The 24242-nt window shown below is 45.5% G+C and carries 23 protein-coding genes and 1 riboswitch; of the genes, 14 read left to right on the top strand and 9 right to left on the bottom strand.

The window, feature by feature from the left end:
* Positions 1 to 5: 5 nt before the first annotated feature.
* Both ACYQ3Q_RS14460 and ACYQ3Q_RS14455 read right to left on the bottom strand, forming a co-directional pair.
* A complete protein-coding gene (locus ACYQ3Q_RS14460) occupies positions 6 to 665 on the bottom strand; it encodes an HD-GYP domain-containing protein (protein WP_459929237.1) in 660 nt (219 codons plus the stop codon).
* A 26-nt stretch (positions 666 to 691) separates the two neighbouring features.
* Positions 692 to 1051, bottom strand: a complete 360-nt coding sequence (locus ACYQ3Q_RS14455; RefSeq protein WP_459929236.1) for a response regulator — start codon at positions 1049 to 1051, stop codon at positions 692 to 694.
* 127 nt (positions 1052 to 1178) lie between these two features.
* Here ACYQ3Q_RS14455 and ACYQ3Q_RS14450 point away from each other — a divergent pair, with 127 nt between their 5' ends.
* From ACYQ3Q_RS14450 to fdhF, 11 genes are all read left to right on the top strand, one after another.
* Positions 1179 to 1538: a helix-turn-helix domain-containing protein gene (locus ACYQ3Q_RS14450; RefSeq protein WP_459929235.1), complete on the top strand. Its 360-nt coding sequence runs from the start codon at positions 1179 to 1181 to the stop codon at positions 1536 to 1538.
* Positions 1539 to 2052: 514 nt separating this feature from the next.
* Complete coding sequence (locus ACYQ3Q_RS14445) at positions 2053 to 3204, top strand: amidohydrolase (RefSeq protein WP_459929318.1); 1152 nt, start codon at positions 2053 to 2055, stop codon at positions 3202 to 3204.
* Complete coding sequence (locus tag ACYQ3Q_RS14440; protein ID WP_459929234.1) at positions 3201 to 4163, top strand: DMT family transporter; 963 nt, start codon at positions 3201 to 3203, stop codon at positions 4161 to 4163. The genes ACYQ3Q_RS14445 and ACYQ3Q_RS14440 overlap by 4 nt, the downstream gene beginning before the upstream one ends.
* A gap of 319 nt (positions 4164 to 4482) precedes the next feature.
* Entirely contained in the window at positions 4483 to 4968 is a 486-nt protein-coding gene (gene tsaE, locus ACYQ3Q_RS14435) for a tRNA (adenosine(37)-N6)-threonylcarbamoyltransferase complex ATPase subunit type 1 TsaE (RefSeq protein WP_459929233.1), read from the top strand.
* Positions 4969 to 4988: 20 nt separating this feature from the next.
* Positions 4989 to 5714 carry a tRNA (adenosine(37)-N6)-threonylcarbamoyltransferase complex dimerization subunit type 1 TsaB gene (gene tsaB, locus ACYQ3Q_RS14430; protein WP_459929232.1) on the top strand — a complete coding sequence of 242 codons (726 nt, stop codon included), beginning with the start codon at positions 4989 to 4991 and terminating at the stop codon, positions 5712 to 5714.
* On the top strand, positions 5707 to 6174 hold the full coding sequence (gene rimI / locus ACYQ3Q_RS14425) for a ribosomal protein S18-alanine N-acetyltransferase (RefSeq protein ID WP_459929231.1): 468 nt from the start codon (positions 5707 to 5709) through the stop codon (positions 6172 to 6174). Before tsaB ends, rimI begins: the two co-directional genes overlap by 8 nt.
* On the top strand, positions 6138 to 7199 hold the full coding sequence (gene tsaD, locus ACYQ3Q_RS14420; protein WP_459929230.1) for a tRNA (adenosine(37)-N6)-threonylcarbamoyltransferase complex transferase subunit TsaD: 1062 nt from the start codon (positions 6138 to 6140) through the stop codon (positions 7197 to 7199). The genes rimI and tsaD overlap by 37 nt, the downstream gene beginning before the upstream one ends.
* Positions 7200 to 7880: 681 nt before the next feature.
* Positions 7881 to 8462 carry a 5-formyltetrahydrofolate cyclo-ligase gene (locus tag ACYQ3Q_RS14415; protein ID WP_459929229.1) on the top strand — a complete coding sequence of 194 codons (582 nt, stop codon included), beginning with the start codon at positions 7881 to 7883 and terminating at the stop codon, positions 8460 to 8462.
* 30 nt (positions 8463 to 8492) lie between these two features.
* On the top strand, positions 8493 to 8975 hold the full coding sequence (nuoE, locus tag ACYQ3Q_RS14410; protein ID WP_459929228.1) for an NADH-quinone oxidoreductase subunit NuoE: 483 nt from the start codon (positions 8493 to 8495) through the stop codon (positions 8973 to 8975).
* 12 nt (positions 8976 to 8987) lie between these two features.
* Positions 8988 to 10784, top strand: a complete 1797-nt coding sequence (gene nuoF / locus ACYQ3Q_RS14405; RefSeq protein ID WP_459929227.1) for an NADH-quinone oxidoreductase subunit NuoF — start codon at positions 8988 to 8990, stop codon at positions 10782 to 10784.
* Positions 10785 to 10835: 51 nt separating this feature from the next.
* Positions 10836 to 13517, top strand: coding sequence for a formate dehydrogenase subunit alpha (gene fdhF, locus ACYQ3Q_RS14400; protein ID WP_459929317.1), 2682 nt, complete (start codon positions 10836 to 10838; stop codon positions 13515 to 13517).
* A gap of 119 nt (positions 13518 to 13636) precedes the next feature.
* On the opposite strand, the gene thiC is transcribed toward fdhF, so the two are convergent.
* From thiC to ACYQ3Q_RS14370, 6 genes are all read right to left on the bottom strand, one after another.
* A complete protein-coding gene (gene thiC / locus ACYQ3Q_RS14395; RefSeq protein ID WP_459929226.1) occupies positions 13637 to 14914 on the bottom strand; it encodes a phosphomethylpyrimidine synthase ThiC in 1278 nt (425 codons plus the stop codon).
* 29 nt (positions 14915 to 14943) lie between these two features.
* Complete coding sequence (thiE, locus tag ACYQ3Q_RS14390; RefSeq protein WP_459929225.1) at positions 14944 to 15615, bottom strand: thiamine phosphate synthase; 672 nt, start codon at positions 15613 to 15615, stop codon at positions 14944 to 14946.
* Positions 15612 to 16742 carry a 2-iminoacetate synthase ThiH gene (gene thiH, locus ACYQ3Q_RS14385; RefSeq protein ID WP_459929224.1) on the bottom strand — a complete coding sequence of 377 codons (1131 nt, stop codon included), beginning with the start codon at positions 16740 to 16742 and terminating at the stop codon, positions 15612 to 15614. Before thiH ends, thiE begins: the two co-directional genes overlap by 4 nt.
* 3 nt (positions 16743 to 16745) lie before the next feature.
* The gene (locus ACYQ3Q_RS14380; protein WP_459929223.1) at positions 16746 to 17549 is read right to left on the bottom strand and encodes a thiazole synthase; all 804 of its coding nucleotides are present in this window, start codon (positions 17547 to 17549) and stop codon (positions 16746 to 16748) included.
* Between the two features lie 3 nt (positions 17550 to 17552).
* Positions 17553 to 17753 carry a sulfur carrier protein ThiS gene (thiS, locus tag ACYQ3Q_RS14375; RefSeq protein WP_459929222.1) on the bottom strand — a complete coding sequence of 67 codons (201 nt, stop codon included), beginning with the start codon at positions 17751 to 17753 and terminating at the stop codon, positions 17553 to 17555.
* A gap of 132 nt (positions 17754 to 17885) precedes the next feature.
* Positions 17886 to 17986, bottom strand: a riboswitch (TPP riboswitch).
* 210 nt (positions 17987 to 18196) lie between these two features.
* Entirely contained in the window at positions 18197 to 18505 is a 309-nt protein-coding gene (locus ACYQ3Q_RS14370; RefSeq protein ID WP_459929221.1) for a DUF6506 family protein, read from the bottom strand.
* Between the two features lie 353 nt (positions 18506 to 18858).
* Between ACYQ3Q_RS14370 and ACYQ3Q_RS14365 the strand changes: the two genes are divergently transcribed.
* On the top strand, positions 18859 to 19914 hold the full coding sequence (locus ACYQ3Q_RS14365; RefSeq protein WP_459929316.1) for a lipoate--protein ligase family protein: 1056 nt from the start codon (positions 18859 to 18861) through the stop codon (positions 19912 to 19914).
* Complete coding sequence (locus ACYQ3Q_RS14360; RefSeq protein WP_045572943.1) at positions 19890 to 21002, top strand: geranylgeranyl reductase family protein; 1113 nt, start codon at positions 19890 to 19892, stop codon at positions 21000 to 21002. The genes ACYQ3Q_RS14365 and ACYQ3Q_RS14360 overlap by 25 nt, the downstream gene beginning before the upstream one ends.
* 33 nt (positions 21003 to 21035) lie before the next feature.
* Here the strand turns inward: ACYQ3Q_RS14360 and ACYQ3Q_RS14355 are convergent, their stop codons facing one another.
* Positions 21036 to 22082 carry a lipoate--protein ligase family protein gene (locus ACYQ3Q_RS14355; protein WP_459929220.1) on the bottom strand — a complete coding sequence of 349 codons (1047 nt, stop codon included), beginning with the start codon at positions 22080 to 22082 and terminating at the stop codon, positions 21036 to 21038.
* Positions 22083 to 22185: 103 nt separating this feature from the next.
* Between ACYQ3Q_RS14355 and ACYQ3Q_RS14350 the strand changes: the two genes are divergently transcribed.
* The gene (locus ACYQ3Q_RS14350) at positions 22186 to 24159 is read left to right on the top strand and encodes a sigma-54-dependent Fis family transcriptional regulator (protein WP_459929219.1); all 1974 of its coding nucleotides are present in this window, start codon (positions 22186 to 22188) and stop codon (positions 24157 to 24159) included.
* Positions 24160 to 24242: the final 83 nt, after the last annotated feature.

Below are 24242 nucleotides of genomic sequence, written 5' to 3'. Positions count from 1 at the left end.
CGAGTTTAGAATTGGCCTCTTTCTTTGATCATCTCGATAAAAGCTTGTCCTAAGTAAGGGTCGAACTGTCTCCCTAATTGTAGTTGTATTTCCTCAAAAGAGGTCTGAAGGGTCATAGCTCTTCGATAAGGCCTACCTGATGTCATGGCCTCGAAGGCATCAGCTAAGGAAACAATCCGTGCCGCAAGCGGGATCTCTTCTCCTCGCAGCCCACGTGGATAACCTTGTCCATCGTAGTGTTCATGATGATGAAGGGTAATGGGAATAATAGAGTCTAACGCTTTGGCTGGCTCTAAAATCTGAGCGCCTATCTCGGGATGTTTTTTAATCCTGTCATATTCATCTTCCGTCAATGTACTGGGTTTAAGCAAAATATCATCACTGATTCCGATTTTACCTATGTCGTGGAGCAAAGAACCTATACGAAGTTGTTTTATTTCTTCTTGAGAGAGGCCTAACCGAAGGCCCAACATGACAGCATATTTCGTCACCAGAACCGAGTGTTCCCAAGTTTCTAAGTTTCTTGCGGCAAGTGCCATAGCAAGAGTCTGCAAAAATCCGCTTAGAGATAGCGCTTTTGAACTTCCATGCGCAAGACTATCAATTTCAGGAAGGGATTTTTGAATCTGGTATGAATCTATTATGCTGATATTTAGTAAGCGCATGCGTCACCTCCAAAATGAGTTCAGGTTTATTTGTAAACCGTTCGAACTCTATCTATAAGTTCGTGAATATCAAATGGTTTCATCAACACACTTTGAGCTCCTTGCTTCTTTGCTTGTTCCTCTATCTCCTCTCCGCTAACCATAATCACCGGGATATCCTTTGCAAGCCCATCCTTCTTTAGCAGTTGTAATACATCTAAGCCAGAGATACCTGGCATGTTATTATCTAATAAAATAAGAGATGGTTTGTTTTCAGACAAAGCATACCCTAGACATTCGTCACCGCTGCCCACTTGTTTTGACTCATAGCCTGCGTTAGCAAGTACCTCAGCAAACAACCTGCGAATAAGCAGCTTATCATCTACTACTAATATGTACTCGACCACGACCATCTTCCTCCTCCACATATTACACATTCTATGACTAATAGTATATATTTTCAACATATTTTATTAACTATAAGTTTGTGAAAGAGTTGAATGCTGAGCTTTACAATGGTAGTGAGGTGATAATATGGAAAGTATCCGAAAAGTGGTAGGAAAAAACATACGGTTCTACCGTCTGTCTAAGGGTTTTACACAGGAATTGCTTGCAGAAAAACTTGACGTAAGTAGTACTTATATCGGTTATCTGGAGAGAGGGCAAAAATCCCCTTCGTTAGAGCTGATTTCTAGAATATCAAAAGCACTTGAAATTGAACCTGCTTTACTGCTAACCTCACCCGATAAGGGCGATGATGAAATGAAACGTTTAATATCCCTACTATCAGACAAAGCACCTTACTCTGTTGCCTTTGTCCATAATATTGCCACTGCTTACTTCAAATCCCTCGAAGACCATGACTGCCAAAAGGACCAGTTACCTCACCGATAACCAGTAAATTTTGAAAGGATCTCTCTTAACGTTGACAATATTTTTGTCTTCAGTAGTGAGCAAGAACTTGTCCACGTAATGCTTCTTGGCCGAAAATGGCACTATTTTTTACTCCCTGGCTGTGATAATAGCAATAGTCTGATATAATGATCAAATGGGCTCATCCTCGCTTTCGGAGATTGCGGGAAAGAGTGATCTTTGGCTTATTTACGCTACCTTTAACATTGTAGGGGAATTAGTATTAGCTAGTACCCCTTAGTGGCTATGTGCTTTACCTAATGGGTTTGTGCTATAGCGCTGCTTGTTATGAATGGAGACGTCATAAGTATTCCTTGGCAGAATGCTCAAACTTGGAAAATGTGCTGAGTATTGAGAGGCTCGGGGCTGATCAAGTGGCCATTCTCAAATAGGGAGTAAGTTTAGTTTTTAGGTTAATTTTTTTTATTAAACAGGAGGAGTAACGGTGAATAAAGAAGTGAAGAAGCTTTTTATCAAGAACGGTCAGATTAAAACGATGGCCGGGCGAGAATTTAGGGGTTATATTCTGGTTGAGGGATCTAAAATTGTAGCGCTCGGAGAAACCTTGGACGGGGACATTCCAGCGGATGCTGTAGTGATCGATGCTATGGACTGTCTCGTCATGCCAGGGATGATTGACGCTCATTGTCATGTAGGAATTGGCGAAGAGATTTACCGGTGGGAAGGGGAAGACTTCAATGAAATGACCGATCCTGTGACTCCGGACATGCGAGCGATTGATGGAATTAACCCAGAAGATGAGGGTTTTCGCGATGCTCGACTAGGTGGAGTGACGGCAGTATTTACTGTTCCAGGAAGTGCCAATGTGATTGGAGGAACAGGGGTCGTCATGAAGACGGTTGGTAAAATCGTGGATAAGATGATTGTGCGCGATCCAGCTGGTTTGAAGGTGGCATTTGGGGAAAATCCTAAGATGGTCTATGGTGAACAAAAGAAAATGCCCATGACCCGAATGGGGACTGCGGCACTTCTGCGTCAGGCCTTAGTGGATGCGCAGGTGTACCGAGATAAAATAATAGAAGGAAAAGAAGATTCGGATAAACTTCCGGAACGAGATTTGGGCCTAGAAACGCTTGTTAAAGTACTTAACCGCGAAATTCCACTGCGGGCGCATGCTCATCGTGCGGATGATATTATGACAGCAATTCGTATTGCCCGAGAATTCGGAGCCGATCTAGTGATTGAACATTGTACGGAAGGACACAAAATTGCCGAAGAACTTGCGGAGATGGGTTATCCGGCGGTGGTGGGTCCTCTGCTGACGAATCGTGCCAAAGTGGAACTTAAGGATAAGTCCTTTAAAACCCCAGGTATTTTAGCTAAAGCTGGGGTGAAAGTAGCAATTATGACGGATCACTCTGTCACACCGATTGAACAGCTTCCGCTCTGTGCGGCCTTAGCCTGCAAAGCAGGGATGGACATCGAGGATGCTTTACGCGCCATTACGATTAATCCGGCTGAGATTTTGGGTGTCTCCGATCGGATAGGGACGCTTGAGGTAGGGAAAGATGCTGATATAGTCATTTGGAGTGAGCACCCCTTGTTAATCACCGCCCGTCCGCTCTATGTGATTATTGACGGTAAGATCGTGAGTCCTGAACCGAGGGAAGGCGGATTAAACGAATGACTTCTAAATCATCTTCTGGACTCCCGATTGTTGCAGGCATCGGGATGTCTGTGATTTGGGGTTTCTCCTTTTTATTTACTAAGGAGACACTAGATCATACCTTTCCCCTCCAACTACTTGGCTTTCGCTTCGCAGCTGCTGCACTAGTACTGACCATATTGAAAGCGACGGGCTTAATTCGGATTAATCTGAAAGGGAAACCGATCTCATCCTTACTTCTACTCGCTCTCTTTCAGCCGGGTCTTTACTTCATAGGGGAAACTTGGGGTGTTAAGTGGACCTCGGCCTCTGAGGCGGGGATGGTGATCGCTTTGGTTCCCGTAGCCATTGCAACCATGGCCGCGATTTTTCTGAAGGAGAAACTCAATGCTAAGCAGGTACTTTCGATCGGGGCCTCTGTCGTCGGCGTGATGATCATCGTATCTGTTCAAGGGGGCCTTCAGTTTGGAGAACATCTCTGGGGAATTCTTGCTCTACTCGTTGCGGTATTGGCTGCAGGCGCGTACAGTATTTTGTCAAGACATTCTTCTCGGAGTTTCAATTCCTTGGAGATCACGTTTGTCATGATGTGGACGGGAACCGTGATCTTTAATGTGCTTGGTATCGGACAAAGTGTAATTCAAGGGGAATTGATGTCTTATCTAAAACCGCTTCAATTGACGGGTGTGCTATGGGCAATTTTTTACCTGAGCGCTATTTCGTCTGTGCTGGCTTTTTTTCTTTCAAACTATATGTTTAGTGCCTTGCCCGTTTCTCAGACTGCACCGATCTTTAACCTTATAACGGTCGTAGCGGTTTTTTCAGGAGTGTTTTTTCGCGGAGAGCAGTTTGGCTGGATTCATGCTATTGGGATCAGTCTGATTATTTTAGGAGTTTGGGGTACGAATGTTTTTGGAAGAACGAACGCAACACCCTGCTGCGAGGATCGAGGCGCGATGCGCGAGGTTCGAAATTTGTAAGTTTGTGGTTCGAAGTCTGAGCTCTGAGGTTCGTAGGATAAGATATCGGATATTGGCACAGGTTGCTGGATATGCTCTGTAAAACTTATAATGAGTTTGGATCTAGGGAACACTAATGCCAGGATCGAGGCACTTTGCGCGAGGTCGAAGTCTGTAGGAGCGGTGGACGGATATCGGGATTCATTGAGACAGGTAAGTTGATAAGCTTTGCTAAACTTGAGGTTGGATCTTAAAATAGAATTAATAAAAACTTGGAGAAGGAAAAAAATTTCATGAAAGGAAGAGGTTAGGTTTGTCCAAGTTTTCTTAATCAATTAATATGGACTATATAGTTAAGAGTACAACGGTTGAACAAACTCGGGAGTGGGGCAAACAGCTAGGATCTCGTTTGCGGGGTGGAGATGTCGTTGCCCTGATCGGGGATCTAGGTGCAGGGAAAACGGCCTTCGCTCAAGGGGTTGGTAAGTCATTAGGGATCACGGGTCAAATGACTAGCCCAACCTTCACATTTCAACAAGAGTATAGCGGCCAACTTTCTGGAACGGGGACAGGAACCAAGGTCCGGTTGATTCACATGGATCTCTATCGGCTCCAGCGTCCAGAAGAAGTGGAAGTAATCGGGGTTGAAGATGCATTTGTAGAGGATGTTGTGTGTCTGATTGAATGGCCTAAAATTGCCGAGGATTATTTACCGGAAAGTAGATTAGAGGTTGAAATCCTTGGAAGTGGAGAATCCCTGCGCGAAATAATCTTTCGTGCCCGAGGACGTGAGTGGGAGCAACGCTTAGTAGACCTGAATATTTGAGGAGAGGTTCGGAGGAGCCGATGAAGTACTTAACGATTGATACGACGACAAAAGTAACAGCAGTAGCTTTGGCTGAAGATGGAAGGCTGATCGGAGAAGGGTTTTTACATACCTCTAAGACGCAATCCGAGCGTATTATTCCAATGCTTGATCAATTGCTCACTGCCGCAGATTGGTCACAAGCGGATTTGGATATGGTCGGTGTAGTACGTGGGCCTGGTTCGTTTACTGGAATACGGATCGGAATAGCTACGGCACAAGGCTTAGCACAAGTGTTAAAGCTTCCGCTGGTTGCCGTAGTGTCCCTAGACACCCTTGCCTGGGCAGGTTTAGGTAGAACAGAAGACATTGTTCCCATCTTGGATGCGCGCAAGAATGAGTGGTATACGGCACGTTATCGTTGGACGCGAGGGAAAGAGAAGGCGGAGTGTATAACACCCCCTCAAGCGTTACCCAAGGATCAATGGTTAGAACAATTGAGGGAATTGGAGCGTCCGATTTGCTTCGTTGGAGATGCTGTGGTCAAAGCTAAGGATCAGATTGAGGCTGTGTTGGGGGAGCGAGCTTTGATTTTACCAGAGTATATTAATTTACCTCGGGGTGCTTATGCCGTCCAAGCGGTTTGGCAACGTTGGCAAGAAACGGGCAGAGGAGAACGAGTTGAACCTTACTACATCCGCTTTTCTGAAGCAGAGGTCAATTGGGCAAAGAAAGAGGAAGCGCGAAGGAGAGAGGGGCATGAATAATGGGATTGTACGTCCCATGACTATCAACGATCTCCCAGTCATTTTAGAAATCGAGGGTGATTCGTTTACCACCCCTTGGTCTATGCAGGCCTTTAAAGCAGAGCTCATCGATAATGAGTATGCGCGCTATTATTGTTTAGAGTTAGGCGGTCAAGTGATTGGGTACATGGGACTTTGGTATATCCTTGATGAGGGACATATAACGAATATTGCCATTACTCCTAGCTGCCGGGGGCAACATGGGGGGGAGTTCCTAATGCGTTATGTGATGAAGAAAATGGTGGAGGAGGGTATGGAACGAATGACTCTAGAAGTCCGCGCTTCGAACAGCTCTGCCCAGTCATTATATAGTCGATTAGGCTTTACCACGGCAGGAGTCCGTAAAAGGTATTATGCGGATACGGGAGAGGACGCCTTGATTATGTGGACGGAACTGAAAATGGAAGTGAATGTGACGTGACAGAGAGTCTGAAAAACGAGGTAATAATCTTAGGAATAGAAACGAGCTGCGATGAGACTTCTGCGGCTGTTTTAGTGAACGGGACAGAATTACGCAGTCATGTCATATCGTCCCAAATTACGACACATCAAAAGTATGGCGGAGTTGTACCGGAAATTGCCTCGCGCGAGCATAGCTTACATCTTCAACCCGTCGTACAGCAAGCCTTAGATGAGGCAAGGCTTACGTTTCAAGATTTGTCGGCGATCGCTGTGACCTATGGCCCTGGATTGGTCGGTTCCTTATTGGTCGGGGTTTCTGGTGCGAAGGCCATGGCCTATGCTGCTGGAATTCCACTGCTTGGCATTAATCACTTGGAGGCACATATCTATGCCAACTTTTTGCTGCATCAGGATATCGAATTCCCTCTCCTAGCCCTGCTAGTCTCAGGAGGGCATACACATCTTATTTACTTTGAAGCACATGGGCAGTATAAGGTTTTGGGGCATACACGAGACGATGCCGCAGGAGAAGCCTTAGATAAAGTGGCTAGAACCCTAGGTTTAGGTTATCCAGGAGGACCTCAGATTCAAAGAATTGCACAAGAGGGGAATGCGCAAGCCTTTAAGTTTCCTCGGGCTATGTTAGAGCCGGGTAGCTTGGATTTTAGCTTCAGTGGTATGAAATCGGCGGTTTTAAATACCTTGAATTCTGCCCGCATGAAGGAAGAGACACTCAGTGTTCCAGACATTGCCGCTTCCTTTCAGCAGGCAGTGGTCGATGTCTTAGTCCGAAAAACCTTGCTGGCCATCGAGGGAACCGGAGTAAAGACGCTGCTTCTTGCAGGTGGAGTAGCGGCTAACAGCTTGCTGCGCGAAACACTGAGCGAGACGTTGGGCGAGCGGAGTGTAAGGCTGGTGTATCCATCCCCCATCTTATGTACGGATAACGGAGCCATGATTGCGACGGCAGGGTATTATCATTATTTAGCTGGGGATTTCGCACCTTGGACACTAAACGCGGTTCCGGGACTGGGACTTGTGTAATTTGTACAAAAAAATCCCCGCGTCCAGGGATTTTTTTGCGCAATGTGTTTTCCGAATTGGCTCCTGCTATAAGGTAATACGTATAACGCGAGTTGCAAAATGAGGGTCATGGAAAAATTCCACAGTACTAGTTTAGAAGAAATGTTAAACAAATGAGCGAAGAATGCCGGATACGAGGGAAAAAACCTTTGTGTCCGGTGTTTTTTATTACCCTTATAGTATTTGCAAAAATAGTTCAAGGCGAGAAAGGGAAGCATATGTTCTGTGGATAAGGTAGACCTGTGGATAATGTGGATAAGTCTGTAGATAAGTCATTGGTGCGGCTTTGCAGTTTTGCCTATATTTCGTCCGTTTAGGATAACATTATCCACAGGTCCTGTGGATAATGTGGATAAGTCTGAGACAAGGCGGAAATACAAGTTTTGAAATGTGGATAATCTTGTGGGTTGAACTACGCCAAATTTAGAGATAAGCATGAATCATCTAGATAGTATGTTTGGAAAAGACTAGATTTCTGAGCCAGCAGCGGAAACCTCGAATTTTCGGGTTAAGACCTTATTGCTTCTTATAATCAGATAAATTACAAAATATTTAATTTATCTGATATTTGCAGAAGGAATTTACCTTTATTAATCGAATAATTCTTAATGCACGAGATTTTACCGAAAGGGAAGCTCTAACATGAATGAGGAAAAACAGTATTCCAAGCATGAAGTACGCAAATCGTGTTTAAAACAGCGGGCCGCTATGGGAGAGAAGGAGAGAAAAAGTAATAGTTTGCTGATTCAGCAAAAACTTGAGGATTTACCGGAATTCCAAAAAGCTCAAGCAGTGATGTTATTTCTTAACTTCCGCGATGAAGTAGAAACAACTGCCTTGGCGGAGGCCACGATTGCGTATAAGAAAAAGCTAATCTTACCTCGTTGTGCACCCCATGGGATACTTCTTCCACTTGAAGTACGCGATCTAGCTGTGGATCTTGAACCGGGAGTTTGGGGAATTCGCGAACCTAAGCTTTCAAATCAAGAAGTAGACCCTTCAGCAATCGATTTAATCATCGTGCCTGGGGCTGGTTTTGACCTACAAGGGAATCGTTTGGGGTATGGAGGCGGTTTTTATGATCGCTTCTTTATGTTGTTAAAACCCTTAACACCTAAGGTCGCTCTTAGTTTCGAATGCCAGGTTATTTCACAAGTACCCGTTGACCAACACGATGTCAAGATGAACATGTTGATCACAGAAAGAGCAGTCTATAATTTTTAGTACAATAGGAATTCAATAGGGGGAATTTATTTGAGCACCGCGTGTGAGGAGTTAGTAGACCCAAAACAACTACAGTTGGATGAAATTATTAAAAAATATCGACATGAGAATGGGCCTCTGATCCCAATTTTACAAGGAGCCCAAGAGGTTTATGGTTATTTGCCTGCCCATGTGATAAAACACATTAGTAAAGGGACACGTATCCCGTTGGCGAGAATTTACGGTGTGGTCACGTTCTATGCTCAGTTCCGTCTTACGCCTGTGGGACGAAATCTAATCAATGTCTGTTTAGGAACGGCTTGCCATGTTCGTGGAGGAGCTAAGGTCTTAGAAACTATAGAAAAAGAACTGAAGATTAAAGATGGCGCTACGACGGACGATGGACGGTTTACTTTAGAAATCGTGGCCTGTATCGGAGCCTGTGGTCTTGCCCCGGTTATATCTATTAATAATGAGGTTCATGGACGATTAGTACCGGAGAGCATTGCCGGGATATTTGCTAAATACGAGTAGGGGGATAAAGGGATGGCTGAGAACCAACGGATTCTAGTTTGTGCAGGGACGGGATGTGCCTCTTCGGGAGCACTGCCGATCATCGAAATCTTGAAAGAAGAAATCAAGCGGCAAGGACTTGAAGATACCGTAAGCGTTGTTGGTACCGGGTGTCAAGGTTTTTGTGAAAAGGGACCAACACTCGTTATTGAGCCCCACAATACGTTATATACCCGGGTCACTGGGGATGATGTGGCAGAAATTGTAGCTCAAGATATTGTGAAAGGGGAACGAGTTGAACGTCTTCTTCTAATAGACCAAACAACTCAAAAACCTGTAAGTTCGCTCTCCGAAATCAAATTTTTCGCAAAGCAACATCGAATTGTCCTTAGTAATTGCGGTGTGATTGATCCTCAGAAAATTGAAGAATACACGGCACGGGAAGGCTATAAAGGCATCCAAAAGGCGCTTGCGGAGATGTCGCCCGAAGCGGTCATGGAAGAAGTCAAGAAATCAGGGCTTCGTGGCCGTGGTGGGGCTGGGTTCCCGACGGGATTAAAGTGGGGTTTCTGCCGTCAAACACCAAGTGATAAAAAATATATTATTTGTAACGCTGACGAAGGGGATCCAGGGGCTTTCATGGATCGCAGTGTGCTGGAGGGGGATCCACATTCCGTCATTGAGGGAATGCTGATCGGAGCTTATGCCATCGGAGCAGACGAAGGATACGTATACTGTCGTGCAGAATATCCATTAGCTATTAAGCACTTGGAAATTGCGATTAAGCAAGCTCAGGAGGCTGGCTATTTAGGAGATAATATTCTGGGCTCAGGCTTTAATTTCCATCTGAAAGTCTTTGCTGGAGCTGGAGCTTTTGTCTGCGGTGAAGAAACTGCTTTAATGGCTTCCATCGAAGGTAAGCGCGGAATGCCGCGAGTTCGCCCACCATTTCCGGCTGTTAGCGGGCTATGGGGAAAACCAACCAATATTAACAACGTTGAAACCTGGTCCAATATTCCTCATATTCTGCGCAACGGGGCAGAGTGGTATGGCCAATTTGGGACTGAAAAAAGTAAAGGAACGAAGATCTTTGCTTTGACGGGTAAGGTTAACAATACTGGTTTGGTCGAAGTTCCAATGGGCACAACCCTAAGGGAGATTATCTTTGACATTGGGGATGGAATTCAAGGCGGTAAGAAGTTCAAAGCAGTGCAAATTGGAGGTCCATCGGGTGGATGTTTGCCTGAAGACATGCTTGATCTCGCTGTGGATTATGATACTTTGACGCAAGCAGGAGCAATGGTTGGCTCCGGCGGACTAGTCATTATGGATGAGACCACTTGTATGGTGGATATTGCCCGTTATTTCTTAAACTTTTCCAAGAAAGAATCTTGTGGTAAATGTACCCCTTGTCGAGAGGGAACTACGCGGATGTACGAGATTCTGGATAGAATCACCAAAGGAGAAGGAAAAGAGGAAGATCTTGATACGTTAGAGACCCTTGCCCTAACGATTAAAGAGACATCCCTTTGTGGATTGGGTCAGTTCGCACCTAGCCCCATTCTGGCAACCTTAAAATACTTTAGACATGAGTATGAAGCGCATATTCGTGACCATAAATGTCCCGCTCATAACTGCACAGCCTTGCTGAGTTATACCATTGATGTGGAGAAATGCAAAATGTGTAGTCTCTGTGCTAAAAACTGTCCGACGAATTGTATTACAGGGGATAAAAAGACTCAGACTCCGTATGTCATTAATGAAGAGAATTGCATCAAATGCGGAACCTGTATGGAAAAATGCAAGTTTGGTGCGGTTAGTCGAGCCTAAGGTAAGGGTCCTGGACGGACCCGAATGGACAAACTGAGAGGAGTGAATCACTTGGAGTGGCTTACATTAACAATTGATGGACGTGAAGTCAGCGTACCGAAAGGGACGACCGTTCTTGACGCCTGTCGAACGAATAATATCCCGATTCCTACCTTGTGTCATGCCCCGGAGCTTACCTCTGCGGGTGCCTGCCGTTTATGTGTTGTTCAAATCGAGGGGATGCGCAATCTTCCCCCAGCTTGCGTCACACAAGTAGCACAGGGCATGAAAGTAGAAACTCAAAACAAAAAAGTGCGAACAGCACGTAAAACGATCTTGGAATTAATAGTAGCGAATCACCCCTTAGATTGTATGACCTGCCAAAAAATGGGGGATTGTTCGTTAGCAGAGTATGCTTATGAATATGGGGTAACCGGTGAAGTTTACCAGGGGGAAAAACGTAACCTTCCGATTGATGATGGAAATTCTTTCATCTTACGGGATCCCAATAAATGCATCCTATGTGGAAAATGTATCAAGGCTTGCACTGAGATCCAAGGAAAAAGCATTTTAGACTTCTCATTTCGGGGCTTTGATACCCAAGTGGGTCCGGCCTTCAATTTACCCTATAACGAGTCGGATTGTGACTTCTGCGGTTCATGTGTCTCGGTCTGTCCAGTAGGGGCACTAGTAGAGAAGCAAATGGTTGGAAAGGGACGTCCTTGGGAAGTTTCTAAAGTCCAAACCACCTGCCCGTTCTGTGGGGTAGGATGTAACTTCGACCTCAATGTTAAAGATGGAAAGGTCATTGGGGTGACCTCGAATCCGGATGCGCCAGTTAATGGCAAGGCTTTATGTGTTAAAGGCCGCTTTGGGATGGACATGATTTATAGTGAAAACCGTGTAACCACTCCACTGATTAGAAAAGATGGGGTATTAGTCCCTGCAGAATGGGATGAGGCCTTAGATTTAATCGCTACGAAGTTAGGTGAGATCAAGAAGACCTATGGACCTAACTCTATCGCTGCCTTAAGTTCGGCTCATTGTACGAACGAGGAAAATTATCTCATGCAAAAATTCATGCGCGCGGTCATCGGTACGAATAATATCGATCACTGCGCAAGGACCTGACACGCTCCCACTGTGGCCGGTCTGGCCACTTCATTTGGATCCGGAGCGATGACTAACTCTATTAACGAAATTCCAAACGCCAAGGCGATGTTTGTAATTGGTTCAAACGCGACAGAGGCTCATCCTGTAATTGGGACAAAAATGAAGCAAGCCCTCGCTAAGGGTGCCAAACTGATCGTAGTTGATCCTCGACAAATTGATCTTGCTGACCATTCAGATGTTTGGTTAAGGCTTCGTCCGGGAACAGATATTGCCCTGATCAACGGAATTATGAACATTATTCTTGCCAACGGATGGGAAGATAAAGCATTCATCGAAGAACGTACCGAAGGCTTTGAAAAAGTACGTGAAGCCGTTCAAAAATACACTCCCGAAGTCGTGAGTCAAGTAACGGGAGTTCCGGTAGAACAGCTAGAAGAAGCTGCAAGAATTTATGCAACTGCCGAACGGGCTCAGATTTTTTACACCTTAGGGATTACTGAGCACACCTGTGGTACAGACAACGTCATGAGTCTGGCGAACCTAGCCATGCTGACAGGTAATCTTGGTAAAGAGAGTTCGGGTGTTAACCCAATGCGTGGACAAAATAATGTTCAGGGCGCTTGCGATATGGGGGCACTGCCGAACGTTTATCCTGGTTACCAACAAGTCATAAACCCTGAAGTACGGGCCAAATTCGAAGCCGCTTGGGGAGTTCCTCTCGACCCTAATCCCGGCTTTATGATTCCTGACATGTTTGATGCAGCAGTTAGTAAAAATCTGCGGGCATTGTATGTTTTGGGTGAAGATCCAGTGATTACAGATGCTGATGCGAACCATGTGCGCAAAGGCCTTAAGGCTCTTGACTTCCTAGTAGTCCAAGAAATCTTCTTGTCAGAAACAGCAAAATTGGCGGATGTCGTCTTACCTGGGGCTAGTTATGCTGAGAAGACAGGTACCTTCTCCAATACTGAGCGGCGAGTGCAAATGGTCAATCAAGCGATTAAACCGATCGGTAATGCTAAGACAGATGGAGAGATCATTTGTGCATTAGCAACTCGTATGGGTTACCCCTTCGAGTATCAATCTTCGGAAGAAGTTATGCAGGAAATTGCCAAACTTACTCCTCAATTTGCAGGGATTACCCATGAGCGTTTAGGAACGCAAGGCTTGCAATGGCCGGTGCCGCATGCTGAACATCCCGGAACTAAGTTCTTGCATGAAGGAAAATTCAACCGTGGCAAAGGACTCTTTGTGGCCATCGATAATCAGCTACCTGCTGAACTACCGGATGAGAAGTATCCATTCTTACTCAATACCGGGCGTAAACTTTCCCATTATAACGTTTTCACTCAACACTCTCCATCTCTCGAAACCTATTCGCCTGAAGAGTTAGCAGAGATTAATCCCTCAGATGCCAAACGGCTCAAACTGGAAGAGGGCGAAGTCGTCCAGATATCCTCCCGTCGTGGTGAACTGAAAACTAAAATCATGATCACGGAACGGGTGCCTGTGGGTATGGTCTTTATGACCCTTCACTACTTTGATTCTCCAACCAACGTACTCACCAATGGTGCGTATGATAAAGTCACTAAAACCTACGAGTATAAAGTGTGTGGCGTACAAATTTCAAAAATTAGTTAGTTGCCAAAAAAATGGGCCTTCAATACCGAAGGCCCATTTTTTGATACTTAGTTGGGGACATTCCTGTCCCGAAGAACAGCTTTTTACTTCAGCAGGTGTGTCCCCTTTCCGCAAATAATCTATTTGTCCATAATACGATTCATGAGGCGCATTGAACACATTTCCCCACACATGGTGCAGCTATCCTGATGCTCAGGGGAGGACTCTTTACGATAGCGCTCCGGTTTTTCACGGTCCAAGGCTAGACCAAACATTTTCTCCCAATCCAAATCTTGTCTGGCCTGGCTCATCTTCCTGTCCCATTCTGCGGCTCCAGGTATCCCTTTGGCGATATCCCCGGCATGTGCTGCGATCTTGACTGCAACGATTCCTTCGCGCACGTCGTCCAAAGTGGGCAAACGAAGGTGTTCGGCCGGCGTCACATAGCAGAGAAAATCTGCTCCTGCCGAGGCGGCTAAAGCTCCGCCGATCGCACTGGTGATGTGATCGTAACCGGGAGCAACGTCCGTGACTAACGGCCCCAAAATGTAGAAGGGCGCTCCGTGGCAGAGCTTTTTCGCCAACTGAACATTAGCTACAACTTCATGCAAGGGAACGTGGCCGGGTCCTTCAATCATGACTTGAACATTGCGTTTCCAAGCCCTTTGAGTCAATTCTCCCATCACGATCAATTCAGAAATTTGGGCTCCGTCTGTGGCATCGGCAATGCTTCCAGGTCGGCAAGCATCTCCTAAACTTATCGTCACGTCATATTTTGTGCAGATATCCAGGAGATCATCAAAATACTCGTAAAAAGGGTTTTCCTGCCCGGTCAATTCCATCCAGGCATACAGTAAAGACCCGCCCCGGGAAACGATGTTGGTAACTCGGGAGGTTTGACGGAAATGCTGGGCAGTTTCCCTGTTGATGCCAGCATGGATGGTAACAAAATCAACACCGTCTCGGGCGTGCTGTTCCACCACGGCTAAGAATTCCTGGGGTGTAATGTCTTCTAATTTCTTATCTAAATAGCCCAATGCATCATACATAGGAACGGAGCCGATCATAGCAGAGGACATTTCGATGAGCCGGTGGCGGAATTCAATGGTTTTACCGTAGTTGCTGAGGTCCATTATTGCTTCCGCTTTCATGTCCAAAGCCATGCGCACCTTTGCCAGCTCACTGTCGAGGTTGGCACACTCCGGAGAGATACCTAAATTGACATTAATCTTCGTCTTAAGCCCAAGACCGACGCCTTCCGGACTCAAAGATGTGTGATTGATGTTCGCGGGGATGACAATGCTGCCCGCCGCCACCCGGAGCCTAATTTTCTCAGCAGTAAGCCCCTCTTTGTCAGCGACCGTTTGCATTGCCGCCGTGATTACTCCATTTTTGGCCTGTTCCATTTGTGTACTCATTGAATCACACTCTTTCCAATAAATTTCTCTTATGTCTGTGTTTCCATAATGCGCTGTAAACGCTTAATCTTGCTCATAATATCCGGATTTCCCACAATCTCGGTGACTAAGGCGACAGTCCGGGCCCCCGCCTGGATCACTTCAGCCAGATTGTGCTCTTTGATTCCGCCGATCGCGACAAAGGGGATATCTAAATTCTTGACGACGTAATCTAAATAGTCCAGTCCCACTGGATCGCACACATCGATTTTCGTATTGGTGGCAAACAACGGTCCTACTCCGATGTAATCCGCGCCACTGCTTACCGCGGCCAATGCTTGGGCCGGCGAATGGGTAGAAACTCCAATCATGAGATCGGGGCCAACTAAATCGCGTACTTTTGACAACGGCAAGTCATCTTGTCCGATATGTACGCCATCTGCGCTCACCGCCAGAGCCAGATCTAAGTGGTCGTTGATAATTAACAAAGCGCCATATTGTTGGGTCATATCTCGCAACACCAGACACTCTTCATACATTTGCCTAACCTTCTTGGACTTCTCCCGGTACTGAAGGATCGGTACGCCGCTGGCCAAGATTTCACTGGACACCTCGATATTGCTCCGGCCTTGAGAGTGGAGCTCAGAGGTAAGGGCATAAATGCCTGCGGGAAGGGTACGCCTTTTTGAAATTCCATTTAGTCCATCTATTAATTGTTTCATTGTCCTACCGCATTCCTTTCCCGCATATTCACCCAGTCACAAAAAGCGGGTAGATAGCCTTTGGCCCGGATCATTTGTACTACTTCTGGAACGGATCGTTCGTCAGCAATTTCAAATTGGGCACTGCCTACGTTGTCTGTCCCACTATAACCACCGACGGAAGTGAGAGCACCGGCCGACATTCGAGTAATTCCGAGGGGAAGCAAATTCTCCCGCATTTGCGGGCTTTCCCGTGTGGACAAGGTAAGGCTCGCCCGGGGTAGAAATAATCTGTAAGCCAGAATAATTTGGACTAAGGCCGCATCCGTGACTGGATCAGCAGATGAGTTAAAACTGCCGGCATAGGGCCTGAGGCGAGGCACGGAGATAGCTACTTCGACCCCGGGGTAATTTCTTTGCAAGTAATCGGCATGGAGTGCCGAATAAAAGGCATCCCGCCGCCAGTCCGACAGACCTAAGAGCGCTCCGATGTTTATGGAGGAGATTCCAGCAGAGCAGGCTCGTTCTGGTGCCTCCAAGCGGTAGTGATAATCTCGCTTTGGTCCGGCAGGGTGTACCAGGGCATAGGTGCTTTCCTGGTAGGTTTCTTGAAAAAGAGTGACAGAATCAACCCCCGCCTCGTACAAACGTCGGTATTCCTCAGTGGATAGAGGATACACTTCAATACCTAGAGAGGCAAACTTGGGTCGTAAAGCACGAACGCATTGCTCGATGTAAGCGGGTCCGCTTTGGGAGCGAGATTCTCCTGTCAAGAGCAGCAAATGTTGCAGCCCAGTCGAGGAGATGGCTTCACCTTCCTTGATAGCTTGGTCGACGGTTAGCTTGCACCGTACAATTTCGTTTCCAGCGTGGAAACTACAATACAGGCAGCTATTACTACAAAAATTAGCCAGATATAAGGGAGTGAACAAACCAATCGTGCGGCCGAAATGGCGGATAGTTAAAGCCTGAGCTTTTTTGGCTATTGGCTCTAGGTAAGCTTGGGCAGCTGGGGATAGCAAGATTGCCAAATCTTGTGGGAGAAGAGTTTCACGGGCTAACACCCGCTCTACGTCCACTCCGCTGTAACTCGTCCAGCTCGATTCGGGGAGCCTTTGTTGCCATTCCGTCATTTGATCGTAGAACATCCGTTAACCCTCCTGCAAAAAGTCAGTCAAGGGGGAAGAAGCCTCGGCTGTTACTCGTCGTTCTCCTGGTCCAGCTAAATAGCCCAGCCGTCCGGCGGCTACTGCCAGGCGGAAGGCTTGGGCCATGAACACCGGATCTCCTGCTGTCGCGATTGCCGTATTCACAAGTACTGCGGCCGCTCCCATTTCCATGGCCTCTGCTGCCTCGGATGGTCGTCCGAGGCCAGCATCGACAATGATCGGTAGGGAAATTTCCTCGATCAGAATCCGGATGAGTTCTTTGGTTTGTAAGCCACGGTTGCTTCCAATTGGAGACCCTAGGGGCATGATGGCAGCCGCGCCAGCATCCTGCAGACGCTTGGCTGCCCCTAAATCCGGGCTCATGTAAGGAAGTACCACAAATCCCTCGTTCGCCAGTTGTTCTGTAGCCCGAATCGTCTCCCAATTATCCGGCAATAGGTAACGTTGATCCTGTACAACCTCGATCTTAACCCAGTTCCCGCAGCCGGCAGCCTGAGCCAAGCGAGCGATTCGTACGGCTTCATCAGCAGTGCGTGCACCGGAGGTATTCGGCAATAAAATGGTATTCTGAGGTAAGTAATTAAGAATATTCTCCTGGGGGTTTTTCCAGTCTACCCGGCGTAAAGCCATTGTTACCACTTGGGAGCCGCTAGCTTCCAGTACTCGGGGCACAATTTCATGAGACGAAAATTTACCGGTTCCTACGAACAGACGGCTGTGCAAATTGACTCCTCCGATGAGTAAACTGTCATCCGATAGATTTGCACCCTGTATGATATCGTTCACGCATTAGCCACCTCCCATAAAAATTAAAATCTCCAAACTGTCGCCAGCATTTATTACAGTACTTTGCCATAGCTCTTGTTTTAGGATTTTCCCATTGAGTTCAACAGCCGCAGCTTTTAGGGTCACAGCTTTGTCTTCGAGTAACTGGAATACGGTACATTCTTGTTTAAGCTCCTGCGCTTCACCGTTTAGAATAATCTGCAACAGACCATCCTCCTTTCGCCTGTTCTTCAGACCTTTTTGCCAGGATTCCTGTCTTACTACCAAGTCACCAGGGAGGGTATAAAACTATAAAAAAGAGAACTGCGGTAAGCAGTTCTCACTTATACTTCTATAAAGTATAACGATTAGCTTCCCTCCGCTGGTATTAACCAGATCAGGTTCAAAGGGATTGAGTTTCCTCATCTCAGCCCCGAAGGGCACCCCTAGCAAAAAGCCGTATTTAGTTGTGAGTGGGCATTACTTGTCTTGGTAGTATTACACCTGTACCCATTATATAACTAAAAGGGTATTGGTGCAAATATTTGAATACAATATATTGGAATATTTGGGTTTTCTCTCGGGGAAATTGATTCGCTATGATGTCAGGATTTCTAACGTGACAGAAAACGTTTAATGATTTATCCTTACAGTCCTTGGAGGTGTGCTTAAAATAAGAATAGATCATCCCCGCTTTTTCCGCTCAAACCAGGGTGGCTATCAAATCGCACTGTACCCACTGGAATTTTATGCTCTACAGCTTCAACGATTTTCGCCGTTCCAATGTTCCCAAATCCTCCGCATAATTCCAACGCCTGAACTCCTTCAGTAACCAGTTGTTGTGCAAGATTAACAGCTTCCTGATAATTTTGGACTCCCCGTATGAGTAGAGTAACCTGTGGGGTTTGAATCTCCGCCTGATGTTGTGAAGGATCGGCTTGAGGTGCAAGGAAAATAAAGGCGGCTTTTAATGACAATTAAATCACATCCTCTCCATACTTAAATTCATTTTGGGATTCACAGAGTAGAACAGAAAAAGACGCAGCGTACCTGTGATGACTATAATAAACATGCAATTCATATGCCAAGAAGTTTCATAGGGCTTGGCATATGAATTGCAATGATATTAAGAAAGATTAAGGATAAAAATTTAAAAAAGTAGATAATGCCGTCCTTCGTACTAAGTGAAGGCTAAAATTGGCTAAATTACTAACGTGTCTTAATAAAAAAAGGCACTATCCACTGTTCGATTTTCGTCCACTGTTCGAAAATCGAACAGTGGACATGATCAACAACATCTAAATCAAATTAAAGGAGGACTCTAGTGGTGATGAATTGGCGACTACTTGACAATAATCCATTAAATTCGGCTGACCACATGGCTTTAGACGAGGTCCTGCTTGCTTCCCGAAGCGCAGGAAAATGCCCGAATACATTGCGTTTTCTCCAATTTTCTCCCCGTTGTGCCCTATTGGGTTTGCATCAAGCAGTAGAGTTAGAAATTGATAAAGACTATTGTCGGAGAGAAAGTATTGAGATCAACCGTCGTATCACAGGAGGTGGAGCAATTTTTTGGGGACCGTCTGAACTAGGATGGGAAATTTATGCGGGTAAGGATTGGCTGGCGGGAAGAAATCTCGATGAGGTTTATAAGCTGTTGTGTGAGGTTATGGTCAAAGCATTGGCCGATCTTGGAGTAAAGGCAATGTTCCGTCCCCGTAACGATATTCAAGTTGGTAATCGTAAGATTTGCGGTACAGGGGGGGCCGAATTAGGCAATGCCTTTGTCTTCCAATGTTCTTTACTCGTTGATTTTGACGTTGAGAGCATGGTCAAGGTACTAAAAATTCCAATGGAAAAAATAAGTGATAAAAATATTATCGCGGTAGAGGACCGGGTAACGTGGCTTAAAAGAGAGCTTGGTCAGGTTCCGGATATGTCCAAGATTAAAGAGGCGATTTGTGCGGCATTTGCATCTGTTATGGATATGCAATTTATTAGAGACGAACTTAATCCATGGGAAGAGGCATTATTTCGAGAGAAGAGAATGTATTTTCATTCGCCTGAATGGATTTATAAAGTTCGTTTACCAACTGAGGCGGGAGAAATAAAGGAAGCTTGCCTTAAAACACAAGGCGGATTAATCCGGGTGGTTGCCAAGACGGAGTTAAAGACACGAGTTTTGAAGAGCGTATTACTTAGCGGGGATTTCTTTACACATAATCCGTCGGTCATCTTTGAGCTTGAGGCCCGCTTAAAGGATTGTCCTCTGGGAGGGGACAAAATTGAGGAGATAATCAGGTCTTATTTTAAGGATTACCCGGATCAAATTCCCGGTGTAAGTGCTCAGGACGTGGAGTCATGTGTGCGCAGAGCCTTAAGATGAACGCTGAGTTTGAAATTGACGAGCTTCCTATTTTGGCTAATGCAGATGTTGTAGTAATCGGAGCTGGCCCAGCAGGTAGCTCCGCAGCGGCTACAGCGGCTGCCGGTGGGGTTTCGGTGTTGATGTTAGACAAAAAAGAACAAATAGGTTTACCAGTTCAATGTGCAGAGTATGTACCATTGAGTTTAGCTGCAGAAGTACCTGTTCCAGCGGATTGCATAGCTCAAAGGGTGGAAGGTTTCGTTACCTATATTCATCGAGAACAAGTGGCTCAAACACGGGCACCTGGTTACATACTCAACAGGGATGTCTTTGATCGTTATTTAGCTGAGAGAGCGGTTCAATCTGGGGTTAAGTTATTTACTAAAGCACGGGCAGTAGCGGTTACGGATCAGGGTGTTTTAATCAATAAGCAAGGAAAATTATCCGTGGTTAAAGCGGGGATTATTATAGGTTCGGAAGGACCTAAATCCGTGGTAGCCCAGGCAATACACTGCCCACCTCAAATTTTGGCCTATGCTAAGCAAATCACGGTCAAGTTAAGGAAAAGGGCGCAATGGGCTCAAATTTACTTTAGTCCATCCATTCCCGGCGGATATGCTTGGCTCTTTCCTAAAAATGATCTGGCAAATGTCGGGGTTAGCATTGATTTAAGTTTAGGCGGCAGTGTAGCAACCGCTTTAGCAGAATTTCAACAATATTTATTCAAAGAAGGGGTGATTAGTGAAGAAGTGATACGAACGACTGGTGGAGCGATTCCTATCGGAGGACCCCGGTTAAGGATGCAACAGAAAAACATAATGTTAGTTGGGGATGCGGCAGGACATACTCATCCTATCAGTGGAGAGGGGATTTTCCCAGCAATAGTGGCTGGGAAAATCGCGGGTTCTTTAGCAGTTGACAGTATTCGAACGGGAGACATTAACGTGTTGACACAGTATCCTCGGCAGTATTTGATAAGATTTGGGGAATTTATACAAAGGGGTTTTAAAAGAAAAGTAGAATATAATACCAATTGGGAAAAGACAGATTTTTCTGTCTTAGTACGAAAAACTTGGTTTGCATTCCCAGAGTACTTTGAAACTTAGATTGGTAGTTTAACCGTCATACTGAAGGGATCATCACGCAGTTCCAGCAGCGTTTTTCCCGCTTAGGGTAAGGGCAAGATTTTTTGCCTGAAAGGGGTTTAAGACATGTGCTTCCATACAAGCTTCATTTAATGTATTAAAATCCATCTTTTTTCCGAGGAGGGAGTATTCCAACCGTCGCAAACGTAGGGGAGGGATTAAGCGATTGGAGTCACTCAAGGTTATATTGGTAATTCGTTGACCAGCGAGGACTAAACGGCATGTCAGGTCAGTACCATCAAGAGAGACTTGGTATTCTCTGATATAACAGTTTTCCGCTACTTTAATCTCCCGATAGAGGAGGCGACGCCCGGCTTCCATGAGCCATTCTTTGGATTGAAACATAGGGGTGAGTTTGCGGATTTGTTCAAGAACCTGATTGTCTAGTTGGGTTGAAGTAAGCGAGAAGGCTCCTGTGAAGTTAGTTTTGAGCCTTTCGATAACTTCCTCTTTACATACGGCTCTCCCCATTTCCGACTGCAATGTCGTGAGGTTTGCTTGCATTTGATGTAAATACTCCTGGCGGAAATCCTCTGATGGGACACGGATAATAGAAGACATAACCTCAAAATTGAAATCCATTAGAATATTCCCAACTAAGACATTACACTCTCCGATTTGACCTGCGCCATTGCCAGAAATCTTTTTGGAGTTAACAATTAAGTCACAAGGCGAGCGTATCTCCGCCGCTAAGTTGAAATCCCTAAGCGTTTGCACTACTGGTTCGAGGAGCTTCTTGTAAAATCGCTCCCGGTTGGTGGGGATGTCTGGATTTTTTCGGTGAAGAACAATTTGGAAAAAAATCTGCCTGTGATCTAAATAGACTAATCCGCCTCCAACTTCGCGACGAAATAGGGGGATCCCGAATTCTTTACAAGCTTTTAAATCGACTTCACTGGGTATATCCTGATGGAACCCTGCACAGACATAAGGTGTTGCCGGGGTACAGAGTATTAACGCCTCCCGGTTTAGGTGGGCAAGAGCGTGATATATAACCTGTGATTCAAACCAAGGAACGGTGCCAAGATTGTAAAATTCCATACTGAGAACTCCTAACTTCAAAGAGTTAAACCTTCATTTTTTTGATGCAAATCCTGTGCCAAAAATGATTTCGTGATTAAACGTTAAAGCTTTGGAGGTGCTTATGATGTACACCCAATCCGTGAAATATGTAAAAGATCCGCTTTGGGCGTGGAAAAATTTTGTCAAGAGGGGTATCACTGATGTAGTGGTTACACGTCCAGAGATCCTGGAATCTTGGCAGCGCTGTCGGGCACTTGGCGTAGATCCTTATGATGGCATAGGTAAAGATAGATCGGATCACAACGAACTACAACAACTTTTCATTTCTAACTCTCAATTAGTAGAGGTAGCCAAACCCTTCATGCATACCGTTTATCAAAGTGTTCAAGGTTCGGGATTCATGGTCGTGATTACTGACAAGGAAGGGCGGATTTTGCACACTTGTGGAGATTCTGAGATTCTGGATAAGGCTGCAAGTACAATTCGGTTTATAAAGGGTACAAACTGGTCGGAGCAGGCCGTGGGGACTAACGCGATCGGGACAGCGTTGGTCATCGATAAAGCTATTCAAATTTCTGGGCCCGAACACTTTTGCCAATCGCATCATTACTGGACGTGTTCTGGAGCCCCGATTCATAATTCTCTCGGGAAAATTATCGGATGCTTTGATATCTCTGGCCCCGCCGAATATGTGTATTTGCATACATATGGTATGGTTGTCGCGGCGGTAGAAGCCATAGAAAATCAATTGCGGAAGGAAGAAATCCAGGAGGAAAAGAAACGAGCATATGAACTATTGAGTGCAGCAACGGAGAGTGTGACTGAAGGATTGCTGGCTGTTGATAATGAAGGGAGGATTATTCATATTAATCCGGTTGCCCAAAAAATATTTGGCTTGGGCGATAAAATTGAGACAGGCCAACTTCTGAAATCGATCCTTGGCCCTAACGAGAAGTTCAGTGAAATGGCTAACCAGCTTCTCTGGAAAACGGATGTGGAAATTGTGCACGATCAAGGACGGGGTCGAATTCATTGTATATGTTCCGCCCGTCCATTTTATAAGAAGGATGGCTCAATTGCCGGTGTGATGTTTACCTTGCGGGAAATAAATAAGGTTCGCAGTTTAGTAAACAAGATGGTAGGAGCTACTGCCCGATTTTATTGTAAGGATATTATCGGGGAATCTAAAGTGATGAAAAATGCCTTGAAATTAATTTCTGTCGCCGCGAATTCCCGTTCAAACGTTCTTTTGACAGGAGAAAGCGGTACTGGGAAGGAATTGTTTGCCCAAGCGATTCATAATCATAGCGGTTGCTCGGAGGGTCCTTTTGTCGCAGTCAACTGTGCAGCTTTGCCACGAGAACTCATCCAAAGTGAACTTTTTGGTTATAATGAGGGAGCCTTTACTGGGGCTAAGCGGGGAGGAAATCCTGGTAAGTTCGAACTTGCCAATGAGGGGACCATCTTTCTGGATGAAATCGGGGATATGCCCATGGAACTCCAGGTTAACCTTTTGCGGGTATTACAAGAACGAAAAGTGACCAGGGTTGGAGGAGACAAAGAAATTCCGGTTGATGTGCGCATCATAGCTGCTACAAACAAGAATCTGCTCAAGAATATCGATGAGGGACGCTTTCGCCAGGATTTATTCTACCGTTTGAATGTATTTAGCATTCATATCCCTCCTTTAAGAGAAAGGGAAGAAGATATCGAACTCATGACCATGTATTTGATCAGAGTTTTTTCGGAGAGCCTGGGCAAACACATTAAAGGAGCAGAAACGGAATTTTTACAGGCAATCAGAAATTACTCTTGGCCTGGGAATGTCAGGGAATTGCAAAATGCCGTGGAGTTCGCCATTAATATAGCTGAAGAAGATTATCTTACCGTTAAAGAATTGCCTCGTACCGTTGTTAGCTATCCAAGGCTGGTAAGAACTGAAGGCAAAGTTATTTCTTTGTTGGAAATAGAACGGATTACCGTTGAATCCACTCTGAAGCAGTTTAACGGTAATATTACGAAAACTGCCAAAGCTTTAGGAATCGGACGCAATACTTTATATGACAAGCTAAAAAAATTAGGGGTCAGAGCTTAGACGATTAACAAGTGAATTAGTCCATACCATGGACTAATGGAGTGTAAGCTAGGTTTTTCAAATTAAAGACATTTAGAATAGTA

It is taken from the genome of Desulfosporosinus burensis, from assembly GCF_054657535.1.
Note: the sequence above shows the minus strand (reverse complement) of the source record. Positions and strands in the feature narration are given on the sequence as shown.

Coding starts and splice junctions, on each gene's coding strand:
- ACYQ3Q_RS14460 (WP_459929237.1), bottom strand. CDS start 665: ATGCGCTTACTAAATATCAGCATAATAGATTCATACCAGATTCAAAAA.
- ACYQ3Q_RS14450 (WP_459929235.1), top strand. CDS start 1,179: ATGGAAAGTATCCGAAAAGTGGTAGGAAAAAACATACGGTTCTACCGT.
- ACYQ3Q_RS14445 (WP_459929318.1), top strand. CDS start 2,053: ATGGCCGGGCGAGAATTTAGGGGTTATATTCTGGTTGAGGGATCTAAA.
- ACYQ3Q_RS14440 (WP_459929234.1), top strand. CDS start 3,201: ATGACTTCTAAATCATCTTCTGGACTCCCGATTGTTGCAGGCATCGGG.
- tsaE (WP_459929233.1), top strand. CDS start 4,483: ATGGACTATATAGTTAAGAGTACAACGGTTGAACAAACTCGGGAGTGG.
- tsaB (WP_459929232.1), top strand. CDS start 4,989: ATGAAGTACTTAACGATTGATACGACGACAAAAGTAACAGCAGTAGCT.
- rimI (WP_459929231.1), top strand. CDS start 5,707: ATGAATAATGGGATTGTACGTCCCATGACTATCAACGATCTCCCAGTC.
- ACYQ3Q_RS14415 (WP_459929229.1), top strand. CDS start 7,881: ATGAATGAGGAAAAACAGTATTCCAAGCATGAAGTACGCAAATCGTGT.
- nuoF (WP_459929227.1), top strand. CDS start 8,988: ATGGCTGAGAACCAACGGATTCTAGTTTGTGCAGGGACGGGATGTGCC.
- thiC (WP_459929226.1), bottom strand. CDS start 14,914: ATGAGTACACAAATGGAACAGGCCAAAAATGGAGTAATCACGGCGGCA.
- thiE (WP_459929225.1), bottom strand. CDS start 15,615: ATGAAACAATTAATAGATGGACTAAATGGAATTTCAAAAAGGCGTACC.
- thiH (WP_459929224.1), bottom strand. CDS start 16,742: ATGTTCTACGATCAAATGACGGAATGGCAACAAAGGCTCCCCGAATCG.
- ACYQ3Q_RS14365 (WP_459929316.1), top strand. CDS start 18,859: ATGAATTGGCGACTACTTGACAATAATCCATTAAATTCGGCTGACCAC.
- ACYQ3Q_RS14360 (WP_045572943.1), top strand. CDS start 19,890: ATGTGTGCGCAGAGCCTTAAGATGAACGCTGAGTTTGAAATTGACGAG.
- ACYQ3Q_RS14355 (WP_459929220.1), bottom strand. CDS start 22,082: ATGGAATTTTACAATCTTGGCACCGTTCCTTGGTTTGAATCACAGGTT.
- ACYQ3Q_RS14350 (WP_459929219.1), top strand. CDS start 22,186: ATGATGTACACCCAATCCGTGAAATATGTAAAAGATCCGCTTTGGGCG.